Raw genomic sequence first — 18,873 nt, 5'->3', positions numbered from 1 at the left:
ATGAGGAAGGCGCGGCCGGATCAATCCGGCCGCGCTTGTGTCGGACTGATCAGCGGGCCGCGGTCCAGCCCTTGTAGTCCTTCAGGTTCTCGGCGGTGATCAGCTTGGGATCGAGCAGCACGGTTGCCTCCGCCGGCTTCTTGCCGGCGAGCAACTCCGCCGCCATCGTCAGCGACTGGCCGGCCATCACATAGGGGTCCTGCGAGGCCGAGGCCTTGATCATCGAGGTGCCGGAAGAGAGTTCCTTCTCGATATCGGGCGCGCCGTCGACCGCGGTGATGATGAACTCGGAGCGGTTGAGCTGCTTGGCGGCGAGCTGCGCGCCGATCGCGGTCGGATCGTTGATGGCGAACACCGCGTCGATCTTGTCGAAACGGGTGAGCAGCGACTGGAATACCTTCAGGCCGCCATCGCGCGAACCTTCGGCGTTCTGGTCGTCCGAGAGGATCTTGATGTCGGGATGCTGAGAAAGCACGTTCTTGCAGCCCTTGACCCGTTCCAGGATCGACGACGACGCCGGGCCGTTGAGGATGACGTAGTCACCCTTGCCGCCGGTGTGGTCGACCAGGTACTGGCAGGCTTCCTCGCCGGCCTTGACGTTGTTGGTCATCACGGTGACGTCGGCCCCCGGCGCCGAAACGTCGAAGGCGGCAACGATGATGCCGGCGGCCTGTGCCTTCTTCACCGCCGGTGCGATCGCCTTGGCGTCGACAGCGTTGAGCATGATCACGTCGACGCCGGCGGCGATGAAGGAATCCACCTGCGAGACCTGCTTGTTGAGGTCGTAGTCGGCCGACACCGACGTCACCTCGACCTTCGGGTTGATCTTCTTGGCCGCGTCCTCGATGCCCTTGATGGTGGCGACGAAGAAGGGGTTGCCGAGCAGGCCGACCGAGATGCCGACCTTGTTGAGGTCCTTGGCCGATGCCGGCGCGATGGCGGCGGCCGCGAATGCGGCGCCGCAGAGCAGTTTGGCGATGGTTTTCATTACGCTTACTTCCTCCGATTGCCCCGCGCCTCTCACGGTGCGTTACACAAGCCTGCCTTTGAAGCCGGCGACCAGGTCACTCACGTTCTCGCCCCTGCCTGGAGCCGGTAGCGGTCGAGGGCGACCGCCACGATGATGACCAATCCCTTGATGATGTACTGCCAGATGTCCGAGACGCCGGCCAAGATGAGCCCGTTTGAGAGCACCGCGATGATCAGGCCGCCGATCAGCGTGCCCCAGATCGAGCCGACGCCGCCAACGAAGCTGGTGCCGCCCAGGATGACCGCGGCGATGGCGTCGAGTTCGTAGGACTGGCCGAGCTGCAGGCCGTTGGCGGCGTAGAGCCTTGCCGCCGACATCGCGCCGCCGAGCCCGGCGAGCAGGCCGGAAACGCCATAGACGAAGAGCAGCACCAGCGGCACCTTGATGCCGGTCAGCCGCGCCGCCTCGGCATTGCCGCCGACGGCATAAATCCATGTGCCAAGCACCGTTCGCTTGAGCACCAGCCAGGACAGCACGACGACCGACAGTGCGATGATGACCAGCCACGGAATGCCGAACAGCGAGCCGTTGCCGATGAATTCGAACGGCAGGTCGGAGTTGAACACGGTCGTGTCCTGCCCGAGCAGGCGGGCGATGCCGCGCACGGCCGTCAGCGAACCCAGCGTGACGATGAAGGGTGGCAGCCTGACATAGGCGACGAGCAGCCCGTTGACGAGGCCAAAGCCGAGGCCGGCCAGGATGGCCGCCGGCACGCCGAGGAGACCCCAGTCAGGCACCAATGACACCAGCACCGCCACCATCGCCGCGGCGGCGAGGATGGAGCCGACCGACAGGTCGATGCCGCCGGTGAGGATGACGAAGGTCATTCCGGCCGCCAGCACGATGTTGATCGACGATTGCTGTGTGACGATGAGCAGGTTGGTTTGGGTAAGGAAGCGCGGATTGATGAACTGGAAGCCGGCCGCCAGCAGCACCAGCACCGGCAGCATGCCAAGTGCGGCAAAGGCGGTGCGCAGCCGGCGGCTTCTGACCGCGGCCTGATCCACGCTCGTCGTCGTTCTGTCGGTCATTCCTGGGCCGCTCCCGTCGCAAGTTCCATGATCGCTTCCTGACGAAGCGGCTCGCCCCCGGATGCAGTCACCTCGCCCGCTATGGTGCCGTCGCGCATCACCAGCACGCGGTCGGCGACGCCGATCACCTCGGGCAATTCGCTGGAGATCATCACGATGGCGATGCCTTTGTTGGCGAGATTGTCGATCAGCCGGTAGATTTCCGACTTGGCGCCGACATCGACGCCCCGGGTTGGCTCGTCGAGGATGACGACCTTCGGCTCGGTCTCCAGCAGCCGGGCGAGCAGCACCTTCTGCTGGTTGCCGCCCGACAGCGAGCCCGCATTGGCCTGCGCCGAACGGGTTCGGATCGACAGGTCGGTAATCGCTTTTGCCGCACGCCTGTCGGCGGCGCTGAAATCACGGAATCCGGCGGCCCGCGCGTCCCTGGCCAGCACGCCCATGTTGATGTTGTCGGAAATCGACATGTCGAGGAACAAGCCAAGTTCCTTGCGGTCCTCGGTGAGGTAGGCGATGCCGGCCTCGAGCGCCTCGCGCGGCGAGCCGATGGAGATCGGTTTGCCCTCGAGCTCCACCGTGCCCGATATGCGTTTGTCGGCGCCGAAGATCAGCCGGGCGAGTTCGGTGCGGCCGGAACCGACAAGACCCGCCAGGGCCAGAACCTCGCCCTTGTGGAGGTCGAACGAACAGTTCTTCAACAGCCGCCCGTCGGACATGCCGCGCACCGAGAGCGCGACCGCGCGCTTCTCGTCCGGTGGGCGATGATCCTTCTTGTAGAAGGCGGAGAGATCGCGTCCGACCATCATCGACACCAGCCGCGAAGCGCTGAGGTCGGCGCGCTCCAGCGTGCCGACATAGCCGCTGTCGCGCAGCACGCTGACGCGATCGGCGAGCTGGTAGACCTCTTCCATGCGATGGCTGATGTAGATGATGGCGATGCCTTGCGATTTCAGCGTCGCGATCACCTCGAACAGCCGGTCGGTCTCGCGCGAGGTCAGCGACGTGGTCGGCTCGTCCATGACGATGATGCGCGCATTGGTCGATAGCGCACGCGCGATCTCGACCATCTGGCGCTCGCCGAGCGACAGGCTGGAGACCAGGGCACGCGCAGAGAAGGAAACGCCGAGCCGCGCGATGATTTCGTTCGCGCGCCGGCTGCATTGGTCACGGTCGACGATGCCGAAGCGCCGCGGCTCGTTGCCGAGGAAGATGTTCTGGGCCACCGTCAGGTTGGGCGCCAGCGACAGCTCCTGGTAGATCACCGCGATACCCGCGGCTCGCGCCTTGATCGGATCGCCGGTCGCGGCGGGCGCGCCATCGATCAGGATCTCGCCGCCGGGATCCGGCCGATAGGCGCCCGACAGCACTTTCATCAGCGTCGACTTGCCGGCGCCGTTTTCGCCCATCAGCGCGTGCAGCTCGCCGGCATGGACGGTGAGCGAGACATCGTGCAGGGCGCGGATCGCGCCGAAGGTCTTGGAGATGTGGCGCATCTCCAGCACTGGATGACTGCTTGCGTGTTTCTGCGCCGGCACGCTCATCGTACACCGCCCGCAGCCTTGACGGCGGCGCCCCGCGCGGCAATGCGATCGCGCCAGGCGTCGCGATAGCCGGCGAGGCCGCCGAAGCCCGCCGCATACACCGCCTCTGGCGCCTCGGCGGCGAATTCGCGCCCAACGCTCTCGAAGGCGAGCGCCGCGGCCCCCGTGGCACTGCCTTCCAGCGAGGCGCCCTGCAGGAAGGCCTGGCCGGGGCGCAATTGCGCAATGAGCCCCGCAAGCAGGCCGCCGGCGTTCAGCCCGCCATCGACAATGACGGTGTTTTGCGAATGGATGAGGTCAAGGCAGAGATCGACCATCAGCGCCACATAGAGCAGAGCCGCCGCGGCGCGTTCTCCGGCATCGGGCGTGCGCCCGACCAGCCGGCCGGCACTGTCCGGCATCGGCCCGCCCGGCGCGAAGCTCGGCAGCGCCATGATGCCGGCGTCGATCGCTTGCTGGATCGAGCCATGCGGAATCGCGCCTTGCCAGCCGTCGCTGATGACGGCGAATTCGCGCCCGCCCATGAAGCGGATGGTCGGCACTGGACCGCCGTCGACATCGACATTGACCAGCATGTCGCGCTCACGGTCGAGCACTTCCAGCGGACAGTCGGGATTGAGCACGATGACCCAGGTGCCGGTCGACACGACGGTCAGCGGGCCAAGGTCCTGCCGGCGATAGGCATGCAGCGCCGCATTCGAGTCGTGGACGCCATTGTGGATGGCGATCGGCCGCGCCGCGCCTGCGAGGCGCCGTTCGCCGATGACCGTGCCGGCGCGCTCGAAGGCCGGCATCCGCCCGCGCCATCCCTGGGCATCGACCAGTGAGGAGAAATCGCGTTTGCGCGGCGCCCACAAATGCGAATGGCAACCGAGATAGGACACTTCGCATGCTGCCCGGCCGCCCAGGCGCCAGCTCCAATATTGCGGATAGCCGAGGATCGATTTCGCCGCCGCGAACGCATCGGGATCGACCTCCTGCAGCCACAGCATGTGACGGCCATAGTTGAAGCCGAGCGGCAGGCGAGGCGAGAACGTCTCGGCGAAATCCGGAATGCTGCGATCGATCCGCGCGGCGATTTCGGCCGGCGGCTCCTGCTCGTAGTCGAGGATCGGATGCGTCAGCGCCGCGTCATCGACGAGAGCAAAGGTGCAGCCATGGCCGGACACCATCACCCCTTCCACGCCATGGTTTTCGACGGCGTCCGTGACGGCACCGAGTGCCCAGTCATGGAGCTCGGCCTCGTCGAGCACGCTGAACCCGTCCTTGCGCGCCCATTTCGGCTGGGTTCGGCGCTCGTCGAGAATGCGCCCGTCCTGGCTGAAGACGAACAGCTTCGAATTGGTCTTGCCGAAATCGAGCACCGCCAGCCTCATGGGATCGCCCCCGAAGTGGACGCAATCCGCACCATGACGCCGGCGTCTTCCAGCATGCGCGCGTCGGCATCGGACAGCCCGTCATCGGTGACCAGCGTACCGATGCGCGACAGCGGCAGCGCGACATTGCGCGCGTGGATCGACAGCTTGCGACTGTCGGCCAGCACCACGATCTGATCGGAACAGAGGCTGAGGTCGGCGATGGAGCGCACCAGCAGGGGGTGCGATTCCAGCACCCCTTCCTCGTTGAGACCTTGCGCGCCGAGAAAGAATTTCGATGCGTAGAAGGGCGTTGCCTGGGTCAGGGAATGGATGATGCCGGGCTCGCGATGCAGCTCACCACCTGCAACAGTGAGGCTGCAATGGCCATGGTCGCTGAGATAGGCGGCCAGCGGCATCGAATTGGTGTAGAGGCGGATGTTGCGGTCGGCGAGCTTGACTCCGAGGTGGAAGCAGGTCGAACCGCCATGGACGATCACGGCGTCGCCGTCGCGCACCATGGTCGCCGCTACGGCCGCGATCTGCCGCTTGGCCTCGACGGCGAGGTCGCGGTTTTCGTCATAGGGCCGGGCATAGGCAATGCCCGCCTGCGAGGCGCCGTCGAGCGCCGAGATGCCGCCATAGACCTTGCGCGCCTCACCGGCCTCGTCGATCCGGTCGATGTCGCGCCTGACCGTTGCAGCCGAAACGCCAAGCCGCTCCTGCAGCTCGCGCACCGAGGCAAACGGGCGATCCCGCAGCAGTTCGACGATCTGACGCTGGCGGCCGGAGTCGCTCAACTTCTTCCTCCCAATGCCATTTTCTCACGGCAATTGGCGCAACTTACTCAACATTAGTGAGATTGCAAGCCAGTTTTGATGATAGTAGATCACTGTTGACGCAAGTCGCTCGCATCTGCGATATCAGCGCCGACAGCGGCCCGAGCGGCGGGATTTCGTGCAGCGTGGAAGGAAAGGCGCCATGGCAACCGAAGCTGACGCGCAGGAACTGGCGGCCCTGCGGGCACTTTCAGCCGGCATTGGGCTGGACGCGCATATGACCCAGGCGGCGGGCGGCAACACCTCGCTCAAGGCCGGCGACACGCTTTGGATCAAGGCGTCCGGCACCTGGCTGAAGGATGCGCTCACCGACGACATCATGGTGCCGGTGGCGATGGCGCCGCTGCTCAAGGCGGTCGAGGAGCGCGACCCGGCCGCCGACAAGCCGCAGGGCTTCGCCATTGCGGCGCTTAATCCGCGCGGCCTGCGCCCATCGATCGAGACCACGGTGCACGCCTTGATGCCGCAACGCGTGGTTTTGCATGTCCACTGCGTCGACACGATTTCGCTTGCCGTGCAGGCCGATGGCGAAGCCCAGGTCGCCAAGCGGCTGGGGGGCATCGAATGGGCCTACGTACCGTATTTCCGGCCGGGCCTGCCGCTTGCCCGCGGCATTGCCGAGAAGCTGCGGCCTGGCGTCGACGTACTGATCCTCGGCAATCACGGGCTGGTCGTCGCCGCCGAAACCGTCGCCGAGGCGGAGCGTCTGCTCGGCCGCGTCCGGTCGCTGCTGGCGCGCCCGGCGCGCGCGACCATCGCGCCCGACATCGCGGCCCTGACGGCGCTTGCCGGCGAAGGCGTCTACCGATTGCCGGCGGATGTTGAAGCCCATGCCGTCGCGCTCGATCCGGAAAGCCGCCGCATGGCCGGGGCCGGCAGCCTCTATCCCGACCACGTCATCTTCCTCGGCCAGGGCTCGGTCGTGGCGAGGCCCGGCGAAGACGCCGCGGGAGTCACCGCGCGGCTTGGCGCGGCACCCGTCGCGATCCTGTTTCCCGACGCCGGTGTGCTGATGCGCGGCGACGCCAGCGCCGGCGCAGACGCCATGCAGCGCTGCCTGGCCGACGTGACGGCACGCGTCGATGTCGCGGCCCGATTGAGCTATCTCACCGCGGCCGAGAATGACGAACTGGTCAATTGGGACGCCGAGCAGTATCGCCAGAAGCTGAACGCCGCCGGCTAGCAAAGGACGGAAGACATGATGCCACTTGTCATCGGCATCGACATCGGCACATCGGGCGCGCGCGCTGTCGCGATGCGCCCGGACTTTTCGATTGCCGGCCAGTCCACCGTCCGGCTCGACAGATTCGGCGAGGATCCCCGCGCCCCCTCGGCATGGTGGCAAGCGGTCCAGGCGGCTCTGACGGAACTGCTTTCGGGCATCGACCGCGCCTCCGTCCGCGCCATCGCCATTGACGGCACGTCGGGCACGCTGCTGCCGGTCGACGCTACCGGGCGGCCGCTGGCGGAGCCGCTGATGTACAACGACAAGGTCGCCGAAGGGGATATACTGGCCGCGATCGCCCGCGAGGCGCCGGACGCAAGCGCCGCCCACGGCGCGACCTCCGGCCTCGCCAAGGCGTTGCGGTTCCAGCATCTGCCCGATATCGCGGCCGTGCTGCACCAGGCCGACTGGATTGCCGGAAATCTTTCCGGCCACTTCGATGTCAGCGACGAGAACAATGCCCTGAAGACAGGCTATGACGTCGAAGCCCGCCGTTGGCCGGACTGGATCGCGGCCACCGGCATGCGCATGGACTTGCTGCCTGATGTCGTCGAGCCTGGCGATGTCACCGGCTCTCTCACCGCGGCCGCCGCGGAGCTGTTCGGTCTTCCGCGCAATGTTGTCGTGGTCGCCGGCACCACGGACGGCTGCGCCTCGTTCCTGGCGACGGGCGCCACGGCGGCCGGCGACGGCGTCACGGCCCTGGGATCCTCGTTGACCATCAAGATCCTGTCCGACCGGCCGATCTCGGCGCCACGCTTCGGCATCTACAGCCATCGCCTCGGCGACGCCTGGCTGGCCGGCGGTGCGTCGAATTCCGGCGGCAAGGTGCTGGCGGAGCATTTTCCACTGGCGCGGATCATCGAGCTTAGCGCGGCAATCGATCCCACGACCGAGACCGGCCTCGACTATTACCCGCTCAGTACACCAGGCGAGCGGTTCCCGATCGCCGATCCGACCCTGCGGCCACGCCTTGCCCCAAGGCCGGCTGACGACACCGACTATCTCAAGGCGATGTTGGAAGGCATGGCCGCGATCGAGGCACTCGGCTATCGCAGATTGGCCGAACTTGGCGCGCCGGCGCTGACATCGGTCCGGAGCGTGGGAGGCGGCGCCGCAAATCCGGCCTGGACTGATATCCGGCGGCGCAAGCTCGGCGTCGACTTCCTGCCCGCACTTTCCGACGAGGCCGCCGCCGGCACCGCGCGGCTGGCGCTGAGGGGCGCAAGCAAGGCAGGACTCCCATGAGCGCGAAAACAATCGAACGACTCGACGGTATCGGACCGCTGGCTCAGCACTACCAGGTCTTCCTGCTCGACCAGTTCGGCGTGCTGCATGACGGCCGGGCCCCCTATCCAGGCGCTGTGGAGGCAGTGTCGGCGCTGAAGCGCGCAGGCAAGACGGTGGTGCTGATTTCCAACTCCGGCAAGCGCGCCAAGCCCAATGAAGATCGCCTGCTGAAGCTCGGCTTCGCCGCCGGAAGCTGGGACCATTTTGTCTCCTCCGGCGAGGTGGCGTGGCGCTCCTTCAATGACATGGCGGCATCGGGAAGACTGCGCCCGGGGACAAAGTGCCTGCTGATCAGCCGCGACGACGACCGCACCGCGGTCGACGGCCTGCCCTTTGTGCTGACACAGGCTGGCGAAGACGCCGAACTGGTGCTGATCTCGGCCAGCGAGGGCGACCGCCATGACCTCGACCACTATCGCCGGCTGCTTGCCCCGGCGGCGGCGCGTCAGGTGCCGTGCTTCTGCACCAACCCCGACCGGATCATGCTGACAGCGGTCGGACCCCGTTTCGGCGCGGGCGAGATCGCAGATCTCTACGAAGACCTCGGCGGCGGCGTTATCCGCATCGGCAAGCCCTATCCGGCGATTTTCGACGCGGCACTGGCACTGGCCGGCGAGCCCGATCGCGCCAGTGTGGTCTGCGTTGGCGACAGCGTCGAGCATGACATTGCGGGCGGAAACGGTTCCGGCATCGCCACGGCACTGGTTCTCAGCGGGATACTGGCGGACACACCGGATCTTGCCGCCGTTTTCGACGAGCAGCAGGCCTGGCCCGATTACATTACGGGGTCCTTCAGCCTGCGCTGACCGCCTCGAGCATGCGCCTCGCGCTCTCCTCGTCGGTGATCAGGATCGTCGGCGCGATCAAGTTCATGGCGCCGAGCAGGGCCTCGATCTTCTCCTCGCCGCCGGAGGTCAGGATGCGGATCGGCGCCTTGCGCAGGCGGTCGACATCCACCGACATCACGAGGCTGTTGATCGGATGGTCGACCAGATCGCCATTGCGGTCGAAGAAATGGAACAGAAGGTCTCCGACCGCGCCGCGCGACACCAGCGCCTCGCGCTCCGCCTCCTTGAGGAAGCCGCCCCGATAGAAGGTCGTCGCCGAGGCGATGCCGCCGATCGACAGCAGCACGGCGTCAAGCGTGTCGGCCATCTCGAAGATTTCCTGCAGGCCGCAGCGCTCCACCAGCGCTATCTTGGTCTCGACGCTGTCGACAACGGCCGGTGTCGGAATGAGATAGCCGTCACCCTGGAAAACCTGGGCGAACCGCCAGGCGAACTCCGCCGGATTGTAGCGACGCGCGACGCCAACGCCGCCCAGCAGCGAGATGACCTTGAACTCGGAGAGCGACTTGGCGCTGATGAACGGCAGGCTCGAGAACAACGTCCGGCCCCAGCCGACGCCGACGCGCATGCCGGATTTCATCGTATCGGACAGGAAGATCCCGGTCTTGGCGCTGATCGCGGGGATCGGGTCGGCATTCGGCGCGGTGAGCGGTGCCACCAGCGCCTGCTGCAGGCCGAACGTCCGCTCCAGCGCGCGCTCCAGCCGCACGATCTCCGACAATTCGCTCTCGATGGTGATCTTGACCTCGTTGCGCGAACGCGCTTCCGCCAGCATGCGCACAATGGTGACGCGGCCGACGCCAAGCACGTCGGCGATCTCGTTCTGCGTCATCTGCTCGACGAAATACATCCAGGCGGCCCGAATCCTCAGACGATCCGTCCGGCTTTCGCTGACGACCTGTTCGGTCGCTTCGGCACCCGCCCGACCTTCGTCGATTTGTCGTCGCCTGGCCAAATCATCCCTCCCCCGCGGTGACGAACGCGCGCGCCGTCACCGATTCTGCGTGCTGGTCTAGTATCGCCTATTGATCTACCAATCGATAGGAACAATGTAGAGTTGGTGGCCGCCCCTTGCAGGCGGCATTCCACGGCACTTTCGAGGCAAACCGCGATGCTCCGACAAATCTCCGAAGACGTCCGCGTCAACCTGAAGGACCGGTTGCGGGAAGTCCGGGACATCATCAGGCAGAGCCGCCATGACGGCAGCGGCGACGCCAGCGTCCTGCGCGAGGCGACCAGTCATCTGCCGCCGTTTCCGGGCAAGGGCATCGAAGGCCTGCTCAGCCATGCCGCCAGCGCCGTCGACGAAGCGCTGTCGATCGCCGAATCCTTTGTCCCGCATGAGCGTCCGATCAAGGTGGACGGCACGACCGTAAAGGGCCTTGGCACCTATTTCCCGGCCGGAAACGAAGAGCGGCAGTTGAGCGCCGAGCGCCTCTTCCGGCGCGACATGTACTATCTGGCCAAGGCGGTGCTTGCCGGGCTCAAGGTCGAAAACGCCCGCATCCATGAAGCCGATTTCGCAGCCGCTCACGCCGCCATGCGAAAGCGCAATGCCGATCTGCTGGCGGCCCTGGCCGCGCCGGGTGCCGGGCTGCCGGCAATCGCGGCCACCTGCGCTGCGTTGCTGGTCGAGTTGCTCGGCCAGCGTCCGGTCCGCTTTGGCGAAGCCGCGCCGGAAATGGCGGGGGAGCGGGCCCTCGACATAAGCTGCCTGGCGCCAGTCGTTCTGGCCTGCGGCCTGGCGACCACCGGGCGTGACGGCGCGCCGGAGCCGGACATGCTGGAGATCGCGATCCTGGCGGTCGATATCCGTCATGACCGCATCCTGCAGGCCTGCGCCAAGGCAAGCCCGGTCGATGAGCTGACGCCTGTCTTCGCCACCTTGCTTGCGCATTTGCCGTAAGCCCCAGCAGCGCTTTCGGAAATCTATTCCCCGGCTATCATGGCCGTGATTGTTTTCTTGGCGCGCTGGATCGAGGCCGGGCTCATCGAAAGTTCGGTCAGCCCCATTTTCACGAAGGCCGGGATCAGGTCCGGTCGCCCGGCCGCCTCGCCGCACATGCCGACCATGATGCCGGCGGCGACGCCGGCTTTTGCCGTCAGCTCGATCGCCGACATGACCGCTGGATTGGTGACGTCGTTGAGCTTGGCCACGGTCGGGTTCAGCCGGTCGGCGGCCATGATGTACTGGGTCAGGTCGTTGGTGCCGATCGAGAAGAAGGCCACTTCCTTGGCCAGCGCCGGGGCGATCAGCACGGCGGCCGGGGTCTCGATCATCACGCCGAGATCGAACGTCGCATGCGGCACGCCTTCGGCCTTGAGTTCGGCGGCGCATTCATCGACCAGCACGCGGGTGCGCGTGACTTCCGAAATATCGGACACCATCGGCAGCATCACCTTGATGTTGCCGTGCACGGCCGCCCTGAGCAGCGCCCTGAGCTGACGCTTGAAGATATCGGGCCGGTCGAGGCACATACGGATGCCGCGCCAGCCGAGGAAGGGGTTTTCCTCGTCGGGAAACTCGATGCCGGCGATCGGCTTGTCGCCGCCTATGTCGAGCGTGCGCACGATGACCGGATAGGGATCGAAGGCCTTGGCCAGCGCCGCATAGGTCTCGGCCTGCATGTCTTCGGAGGGCAGATGCATGTGGCGCATGAACAGAAGCTCGGTGCGGAACAGGCCGACGCCCATGGCTCCGGCCTCCTGCGCCGCTTCGATTTCCTCGAGCGAACCGATATTGGCCGCGACCTCGATCACCCTGCCGTCGGCGCGCTTCGGCGTCACCGTCTTGAAGGCGGTCAGGCCGGCACGCTCGCTCGCCGCCGCTTCGACACGGCCGGCGAATTCGGCACGCGTCGCCTCGTCGGGGTCGATGATGACATGGCCGGTGTTGCCGTCGAGCGCCACGTCGCGAGCCGTGCGCAAGGCATTGATCTGGTCGCCGAGGCCCAGCACCGCCGGAATGCCATGCGAGCGGGCAATGATGGCGATATGCGAGGTGGCGCCGCCATGGCCGCAAATCACCCCGCCGATGCGTTTCAGCGGCGCGCGCGCCAGGTCCCAGGCGCCGATATCGTCGGCGATCAGGATGGCTCCCTGCGGAATGTTCTCGAGGCTGACGTCGTCCTGCCCAAGCAGGACGAGACAGATCTGCCGCCCCACGGCGTGAACGTCATCAGCGCGCGCATTGAGGTAGTGATCGTCGACGGCGCTGAAATCGGCGGCGATGGCGGACGCGGCGGTGATGACGGCCGAGATCGCGTCGTTGCCACCCTTGATCGCCTTCTCGGCCTCGCCGGTCAGGCTGTCATCGGCGGCGATATCCCTGAGTGCCGCGACGATGCCACGGTCTCCGGCCGACAGGCTGTCCTGCGCCAAGGCGCGATCCATGCGCGCCTGGACGGCGGCGACGGCGGCGCGGAACCTGTCGATCTCGCCGGGGATCTCTTCAGCCTGCAGCGTGCGGCCCTGCCCGGTGATATCAGGCGGGAAATGCGCGAAAGCCGGCCCGATCGCGACACCCTCGCTTGCCGCGACACCGCGTAGGCCATTCGCTTCGCCGGATGCCGCGAGCGCGGATTCGGCCGCTGGTGCGGCTGCCACTTCCGGCCCGGCATCGTTGGCCGGGCTCTGCGGCCCCGCTTCGTCGTCGAGACCAGCCTTGGGGTTTTCGAGATAGCCGATCAGCGCTTCGATCGCCTCGATGGCATCCGCGCCGTTCGCCCGAACGGTGACTTCCTGGTTTTCCTTGACCGCCAGCAGCATCAGTTTGACCGAGCTCTTGGCGCTGACAGCCTTGCCGTCCTTGACCAGTTCGACATCGGATTCGAAACCCTTGGCGAGTTTGACGAACCGCGTGGCGGGACGGGCATGCAAACCTTCATGCACCCTGACGATGGTCGAGCGTTCCATGGCAAATACTCTGCTTTTCCCAGAGCTATTTCTGCCAGTTCACAGAAACGGCGAGATAGCTCTAACTCTTTGTTTTGACGCAATTCCGAACGGAAAACCGTTTCACACTTTTCCTGGAATTGCTCTTGGCGCCAAGACCGGACAGTCCCAGCGCGAGTGTGTTCAGGCGGCGATGGTGATGATCGCGCCTGTCTCCAGGGCGGCCACGAGGGCCTGGGTATCGACCCGCGATGCGCAGATCTCGCCCGGCCTCTCGGCCTCGGTGGCGCCGTTGAACGAGATGACGACATGGCCCATCTCGAGCACCTTGCTCCATGCGCTTGAGCCAACCGCCGTTATGACGGCTGAAACCGAACCGACGGTGATCGAAGCGCCCTTGGCGGGCGCTCCGTCACTTGGTCCCTGCTCCGTCTTGTGCAGGACGGAGACTTCCGCAAGCTCCGGCGGCGAGCCATCCGCGAACAGGATGAGCACGCCCCCTTCGGCAAGATCCGCCACTTCGGGTCCGATGGAAGTGACCCGTGTTCTCAACAGAACCGTCATATGGCGAACCTCATTTCCTTACTCTCTTTAAAACACGATCAGTGAGACGACCCAGGCGATCAACACCGAGACCGGGCCCATGATCTGGCGGCTGATGAGCACCGCCGGCACGCCGATTTCGATGGTTTTCGGCTTGGCTTCACCGAGCGCCAGGCCGACAGGCACGAAATCGCAGCCGACCTGGGTGTTGTAGGCAAACAACGCTGGCAGGGCCATCGCCGGCGAAATCGTGCCGTTGGCGATCTGCGGGCCGATGATGGCCACGCCGATGACCTGCGCGATGACAGCGCCTGGCCCCAGGATGGGCGACAGGAACGGCAGGCCGCAAATGGCCGAGATGATCAGCAGGCCGACGATGTTGTTGGCCAGCGGCCCCATCGGCTGGGCGAGCACATCGCCAATGCCGGTGTAGAGGATCAGGCCGATAAGCATGGTCACGAAGGCCATGAACGGCAGCACGTTGCGCACCACCTGGTCGATGGTACGGCGGCCGGAATTGAAGAAAATGCCGACCACCCGGCCCATGACGCGGCCGATCGAGCTGATCAGGCCGATCAGCCCGCCTTCGCTCGGCAGCGGCTGTGGCGCCGCGGCTGCAGTGTTGTTGCCTGAACTCATCGATGCTGCTCCCCCCGCGGTGGTGACCGCCTCGGACCCGTCCGCCATTGTGACGTTGGCCGGCTTCACGCCCGAAACGTAGATGTCCTCCGTGATGAACTGGGCGAGCGGCCCAGCCTGGCCGACCGGCGTCAGATTGACGGTCGGAATGCGCTTGCGCGGATAGACGCCGCATCGTGCGGTGCCGCCGCAATCGACGACGACAACCGCCATCTCGCCTTCGACCGGCGGCGCCTTGAAGCCGTCGACGGCCGTGGCACCGGTCATGTCGGCGATAAGCTGGGCCACGGGATGGATGCCGCCGCCGGTGACGGAGACGACCTTGTCGCGCTGCGCGGTCGGCTCGATGACGAGCGGGCCGCCCCAGCCGGTGGAACCCCGGGAGATCTTTACGGCTTTGTATGTCTTGGCCATGATTGTCCTCCCCGCCCTTACAGCTCGACGCCCTGGCGGCGTGCCATGATGGTGGTGATCCGCTCGGTCAGCATGCCCTTGAGCAGGATGACGACGAGGCCGACAATGGCGTACCAGATCGCCACCTTGACGTGGTAACCGGCGACGACGACGCCCTTCTTCTCAAGCTCGAGCAGAGCCACGAGGATACCGCCCCAGACGAAATATTCGCCGGGATTGATGTGCGGGAACAGGCCAAGCGGCGGATGCACGTAGGACACGGCCGCGTCATAGAAAGCCGGCTTGTGCTTTTCTTCCAGGAACGATCCGAACGTATAGGCCATCGGATTGGTGAGGAAGAACACCGCCAGCAGCGGCAGCAGCGTATAGCGGGTCAAGGCAATCCTGCCGGCGCCGCGCGCAAGGCCATGCACGCGCTCCTCGCCGACCAGTTCGGTGACGGCGTAGAAAGCGGTCATCAGCACCACCAGCGTAGGAATAATGCCGGTGACGAAGCCGGCGAACACTTCGCCGCCCTTCTGGAAGATGCCGATGAAGTACTTGCCGATGGCGGTCAGCCAGCCGAGCTGCTCTTCCTGCTGGACGTCCTTCAGCTTTTCCTTGAACTGGTCGACGGTGATGGGCCCGCTGTCTGCTTGCGCAAGGACAACGAGATGATCGGAAGCATGCTCGACGGCGAGCTTGCCATGCAATGCAGCATCCGAGACCATCGCACCTGCGACATGCAGATTGTGCACGGCCATGTCGGCATGCTGCGCCAACAACGAAAATACAGACATTTCTCCTCCTTATGCCGGTCGGCCGGTTGATCCCAGTCGGCGCACGGCGTCCTCAGAACATGATGCCGAAAAGTGTGAAACCGCTTTCGGACGACATCATGCTCTATCCCTTTGATTTAGAGGCGGATTCAGATTTCAGGTCGAACAGACCTGAAATCATCCGACTCTAGGCCCTTGCTACATTCAAGCCGGTTAGGCCCGGCTTCTTCCCCGGCTCCGACCGTGCTTTGTCGATCTGTTCGATCGCCCGCTTCACGGCCTCGGCCACACCGGGTTCCCCCTCCCCCATGATCGCAGGGTTGGACCGGAGTCGATCGAGGGGAACACCCTCGAATTCTTCATGTCTTTTGAACTTGGTGAAAACGGAACGGCCGCTCATCACCATCATGCGGCGCACGATCAGGTCGGGCGTCACCACGACAAGCGCGATGGTGCCCTTGGCCAGCCGGCCGCGAAAATTGCCGGCTCCGACGAAGCCATCCTTGTACTGGTCGGTGACGCCCCGGAAGACATCCGAATAGTGCCGCATCTGCAGCCAGACGCCGAGCGACTGCAGCGCCCACACAATAACCAGCAGAAGCAGTCCCCACTGCCAAATCGCCATTCGGTTCTCCTCCCGAAGCCTCGATTGCACCGCACCTTGGACCGGCGCGCGACAACAGCAAAGTGAGAACATTTGTTTCCGAGAATGTCAATATGTATGATATTAGCCTTGATCGCGGTCATCCACAGGACCGGCGGCCGATTTCGGCGGCGACGCGGCTGTGCTAACCTGCCACCAAACGGGATGCATGCAATGGAACTGCCCTTCAGGGATGAACTGGCCCTCATGCCCGACCTGCGCCACCGGTTGCGGCAGTTGCGCTGGTTCCGCGCCACCTTCCGCGGCAGCGCCAAGGTGGTTTCGGACACGTTCGGCGTGCGTTACGAAATCGACGAGGCGAAGCTCACCCGAGCTTTTCTCGACTGGGTCGAGATCATGGAGGCGCAGAAGCGCTTTGCCGCGATAGACCGCGCCGACTTCATCGTCTTTGCCGCCGGCCTCGTGCTGCGCGAACTGATCAAACAGGCGCCGGCCAGGGAGATCTCCGGTCTCGCGCGGCTCATCGAGACGGATCAGAATGCCGGCACGCTGGAAATCATCCGCTTCTGGCCGGAAGGCTTCCTCTACACCAACTACTGCGTCTCGGTGATCTCAGCCATCTACGAACAGGAGTTCGGCACGGCGCCCAGCATCGACAAATGCGCCGACGACCTGCGCACCTGGTGGTCCTATCGCGAGAATGTCACTGAGATGCCGGCCTATGCGGTGGCTTTCCTCGACCGCTTCCTCGGTGCCGAGCCGAACTGGATCACGCCCGACCGCGCACAGTCGCGGCAAGCCATGCAGCGAGCGCTCGGGTCCTCCCGCGCAAGCGATGCCCTGCGCCAGCTTTGACTGCTCTTCGGTTTCGAGCCCCAGGCGCCTTCAGCCATCGCGCTATTGAACATTTGACTTTTTGCCGATAGCGATGTGCGGAAATTGACTTGAGGAGACAAGTGCGTGGCGCGACCAAGGCCTATCATTTTCGATTGCGACGGCGTGCTCGTCGACAGCGAGCCGCTGGCAGCCAGGGCCTATGAGCGCGTCTATGAAAAGCACGGCATGCCCGGCGTCCATGGCGGCATCATCGCCCAGTGCGTCGGCATGAAGCAGTCCGACATCATCGTGCGGATCAGGGAATTGACCGGCCACCAGTTTCCCGCCGCCGCCGACGGCGACATCTGGGCCGAGACCAAGGTCCTGTTCACCGAGGAATTGAAGCCGACCCCCGGCATAACAGCGTTTCTGGAAACGCTCGAGGGCGACCGCTGCGTTGCCTCGTCATCCTCCGTCGAGCGGATAAACCACAGCCTTGCCGTCACCGGGCTGGCGCATTTCTTCGGCGATGCGATCTACAGTTCCTCGATGGTCAAGAACGGCAAGCCGGCGCCCGACATCTTCCTGTTCGCCGCCGCCAGGCTGGGCGCCGACCCGGCCGACTGCATCGTCATCGAGGATTCCCCCTTCGGCATCCAGGGCGCGGTCGCCGCCGGCATGACGGCGATCGGCTACACCGGGGGCGGCCACACCTATGCCGAACATGGCGCGCGGCTGACGGCGGCTGGTGCCGATTTCGTCTGTGCCGACTGGCAAGAAGTTAGCCGGCAATTGTCGGGGCTTGGCGTGCCGGCCTGATCCAGGGCAATTCGAGGAAAAGTGTAGCGGTTTCCGTCCGGAATTGCGTCCGAACAAAGAGCAGAACAGTTCGGCGTTTCCGTGAAACGGTGAACTGTTCTAGTAGGGACTGGGTAATTTAAGACCGGCCCATTCGCTGGGCGGAATTGCTGCCCCCACACGGAAGTTGAAGGACAGCACCTTGGTCGCATCCGTGTCGACCTCGCAGCGAAAGCTCAGGTAGTACCATGCGGTTGTCGTGCTGAAGGCGACATCCGGGGCGTTTAGAATATTGCCCACCTTCAGTGGAACGGATGGCACCCATTTGGGAAAATAAGAGGCATCCAGCAGTTGCTGCTGCAACGCGCTGGCGCAAAGTCTGGCGGCACGCTGACCGCGAGCCACCCCACCCATCGAGGTCGTGGCCAGCGCATCGCCGGTAGCGCCTTGCGAATAGAGCTTGCGAACGCCTGGCAGACTCGAAGAGCGCTGCGATGCAGACTTCGAGGCCTTTGAGGGGCTGGGCTTCGGCACATTCGCGGGTTTGGGCTTCGGCGCTTCGGCTGATGTGGGAAGCTCGATCTCGCCGTCGGCAGCCAAAGGCGCTGGTGCCGCGCCCTCTTGCTTGGCGGCGTCGAGCGCCGCCTGCTTGTCTGCCTCTTGTTTAGCTGCCTCGGAGTCTGTCGGCGGGACAGGTTGGCTGTCCGCGGGCTTCGGCTCGGCCTGCGGCTTTGAAGCGTCATCCTTGGCCGGCGCCGGCGAACTGTCCTGAGCACTGGCCCCATCCAGGGATTTCCTCGGACCGGCATCCTTGTCGCCGAACTGAAAAACGGGCTTCAGGACCTCGACTGGCGGTGGCTTATTAGGCTGCTTTTCCGGCGAAGGTGGTTTTTCGACCTTCTGCTCAGGCGGTTTTTCAACCTTCGGCTCGGGTGGCTTGGGCGGCGGCACGGGAGCAGGTTTCGGTTTCGGCTGATCGGGCGGAGGCACGAGCGCGACATTGACCGGCTGCTCCTCCTGCGGCTTTTGGGGAGGAATTGGCAGGCCATAAATCAGGATCGCCGCGACAAGCACGTGCAGGATCAGCGATGCGGGGATGCCCCACAGCAGATTCCGACGCCGTTCTCGTGCCTCGTCCTTCATGCTGACCGATGTGGAATGAAATAGCGGCGGCTTCAAGCGTAAGCACTGGATTGACGCAAATTGGCTGCTGACAGCTTGTCGATTTTGGATCACCCCATCAGGGCA

The 18,873-nt window shown here is 64.9% G+C and carries 18 protein-coding genes; 6 read left to right on the top strand and 12 right to left on the bottom strand.

Annotation, left to right across the window (positions count from 1 at the left end; genetic code table 11):
- Nucleotides 1–49: 49 nt before the first annotated feature.
- The 5 genes from EB230_RS08300 to EB230_RS08280 all read right to left on the bottom strand — a co-directional run bounded on the left by EB230_RS08300 (nt 50) and on the right by EB230_RS08280 (nt 5,757).
- On the bottom strand, nt 50–988 hold the full coding sequence (locus tag EB230_RS08300) for an ABC transporter substrate-binding protein (RefSeq protein WP_056575975.1): 939 nt from the start codon (nt 986–988) through the stop codon (nt 50–52).
- Nucleotides 989–1,068: 80 nt separating this feature from the next.
- Nucleotides 1,069–2,061, bottom strand: coding sequence for a ribose ABC transporter permease (locus tag EB230_RS08295; protein WP_056575973.1), 993 nt, complete (start codon nt 2,059–2,061; stop codon nt 1,069–1,071).
- Nucleotides 2,058–3,602: a sugar ABC transporter ATP-binding protein gene (locus tag EB230_RS08290; RefSeq protein ID WP_172372023.1), complete on the bottom strand. Its 1,545-nt coding sequence runs from the start codon at nt 3,600–3,602 to the stop codon at nt 2,058–2,060. The genes EB230_RS08295 and EB230_RS08290 overlap by 4 nt, the downstream gene beginning before the upstream one ends.
- A complete protein-coding gene (locus EB230_RS08285; protein WP_056575969.1) occupies nt 3,599–4,978 on the bottom strand; it encodes an FGGY-family carbohydrate kinase in 1,380 nt (459 codons plus the stop codon). Before EB230_RS08285 ends, EB230_RS08290 begins: the two co-directional genes overlap by 4 nt.
- The gene (locus EB230_RS08280; RefSeq protein ID WP_172372022.1) at nt 4,975–5,757 is read right to left on the bottom strand and encodes a DeoR/GlpR family DNA-binding transcription regulator; all 783 of its coding nucleotides are present in this window, start codon (nt 5,755–5,757) and stop codon (nt 4,975–4,977) included. The genes EB230_RS08285 and EB230_RS08280 overlap by 4 nt, the downstream gene beginning before the upstream one ends.
- Before the next feature lie 181 nt (nt 5,758–5,938).
- Here EB230_RS08280 and EB230_RS08275 point away from each other — a divergent pair, with 181 nt between their 5' ends.
- The 3 genes from EB230_RS08275 to EB230_RS08265 are packed head-to-tail and all read left to right on the top strand — an operon-like array spanning nt 5,939 to nt 9,117.
- Nucleotides 5,939–6,979 (top strand): class II aldolase/adducin family protein, encoded by a 1,041-nt coding sequence (locus tag EB230_RS08275; RefSeq protein WP_056575965.1) that lies wholly within the window; start codon nt 5,939–5,941, stop codon nt 6,977–6,979.
- 15 nt (nt 6,980–6,994) lie between these two features.
- The gene (locus EB230_RS08270) at nt 6,995–8,269 is read left to right on the top strand and encodes an FGGY-family carbohydrate kinase (RefSeq protein ID WP_172372021.1); all 1,275 of its coding nucleotides are present in this window, start codon (nt 6,995–6,997) and stop codon (nt 8,267–8,269) included.
- A complete protein-coding gene (locus EB230_RS08265) occupies nt 8,266–9,117 on the top strand; it encodes a TIGR01459 family HAD-type hydrolase (protein ID WP_172372020.1) in 852 nt (283 codons plus the stop codon). The genes EB230_RS08270 and EB230_RS08265 overlap by 4 nt, the downstream gene beginning before the upstream one ends.
- Here the strand turns inward: EB230_RS08265 and EB230_RS08260 are convergent.
- Entirely contained in the window at nt 9,104–10,096 is a 993-nt protein-coding gene (locus EB230_RS08260) for a sugar-binding transcriptional regulator (RefSeq protein ID WP_244494136.1), read from the bottom strand. The genes EB230_RS08265 and EB230_RS08260 overlap by 14 nt on opposite strands.
- A 174-nt stretch (nt 10,097–10,270) precedes the next feature.
- Between EB230_RS08260 and EB230_RS08255 the strand changes: the two genes are divergently transcribed.
- Complete coding sequence (locus EB230_RS08255) at nt 10,271–11,065, top strand: hypothetical protein (protein WP_172372019.1); 795 nt, start codon at nt 10,271–10,273, stop codon at nt 11,063–11,065.
- Between the two features lie 23 nt (nt 11,066–11,088).
- Here EB230_RS08255 and ptsP read toward each other — a convergent pair whose 3' ends face one another.
- The 5 genes from ptsP to EB230_RS08230 form a co-directional block, all read right to left on the bottom strand.
- Complete coding sequence (gene ptsP / locus EB230_RS08250; protein ID WP_172372018.1) at nt 11,089–13,074, bottom strand: phosphoenolpyruvate--protein phosphotransferase; 1,986 nt, start codon at nt 13,072–13,074, stop codon at nt 11,089–11,091.
- 162 nt (nt 13,075–13,236) lie between these two features.
- Entirely contained in the window at nt 13,237–13,617 is a 381-nt protein-coding gene (locus EB230_RS08245; protein WP_056575953.1) for a PTS glucitol/sorbitol transporter subunit IIA, read from the bottom strand.
- Between the two features lie 27 nt (nt 13,618–13,644).
- The gene (locus tag EB230_RS08240) at nt 13,645–14,649 is read right to left on the bottom strand and encodes a PTS glucitol/sorbitol transporter subunit IIB (RefSeq protein ID WP_056575951.1); all 1,005 of its coding nucleotides are present in this window, start codon (nt 14,647–14,649) and stop codon (nt 13,645–13,647) included.
- Between the two features lie 17 nt (nt 14,650–14,666).
- Nucleotides 14,667–15,428, bottom strand: a complete 762-nt coding sequence (locus tag EB230_RS08235) for a PTS glucitol/sorbitol transporter subunit IIC (protein WP_027054143.1) — start codon at nt 15,426–15,428, stop codon at nt 14,667–14,669.
- Nucleotides 15,429–15,594: 166 nt separating this feature from the next.
- The gene (locus EB230_RS08230) at nt 15,595–16,032 is read right to left on the bottom strand and encodes a transcriptional regulator GutM (protein WP_056575950.1); all 438 of its coding nucleotides are present in this window, start codon (nt 16,030–16,032) and stop codon (nt 15,595–15,597) included.
- A 192-nt stretch (nt 16,033–16,224) separates the two neighbouring features.
- Between EB230_RS08230 and EB230_RS08225 the strand changes: the two genes are divergently transcribed.
- Nucleotides 16,225–16,866 (top strand): hypothetical protein, encoded by a 642-nt coding sequence (locus EB230_RS08225; protein WP_056575948.1) that lies wholly within the window; start codon nt 16,225–16,227, stop codon nt 16,864–16,866.
- A gap of 105 nt (nt 16,867–16,971) precedes the next feature.
- Nucleotides 16,972–17,646 carry an HAD family phosphatase gene (locus EB230_RS08220; RefSeq protein ID WP_056575946.1) on the top strand — a complete coding sequence of 225 codons (675 nt, stop codon included), beginning with the start codon at nt 16,972–16,974 and terminating at the stop codon, nt 17,644–17,646.
- A gap of 99 nt (nt 17,647–17,745) precedes the next feature.
- Here the strand turns inward: EB230_RS08220 and EB230_RS08215 are convergent, their stop codons facing one another.
- A complete protein-coding gene (locus EB230_RS08215; RefSeq protein ID WP_056575944.1) occupies nt 17,746–18,768 on the bottom strand; it encodes a DUF930 domain-containing protein in 1,023 nt (340 codons plus the stop codon).
- Nucleotides 18,769–18,873: the final 105 nt, after the last annotated feature.

It is taken from the genome of Mesorhizobium sp. NZP2234, assembly GCF_013170765.1.
Lineage (GTDB): Bacteria > Pseudomonadota > Alphaproteobacteria > Rhizobiales > Rhizobiaceae > Mesorhizobium > Mesorhizobium loti_D.
The sequence above is the reverse complement of the archived record's forward strand: the minus strand, read 5'-3'. Positions and strand labels throughout refer to the sequence as shown.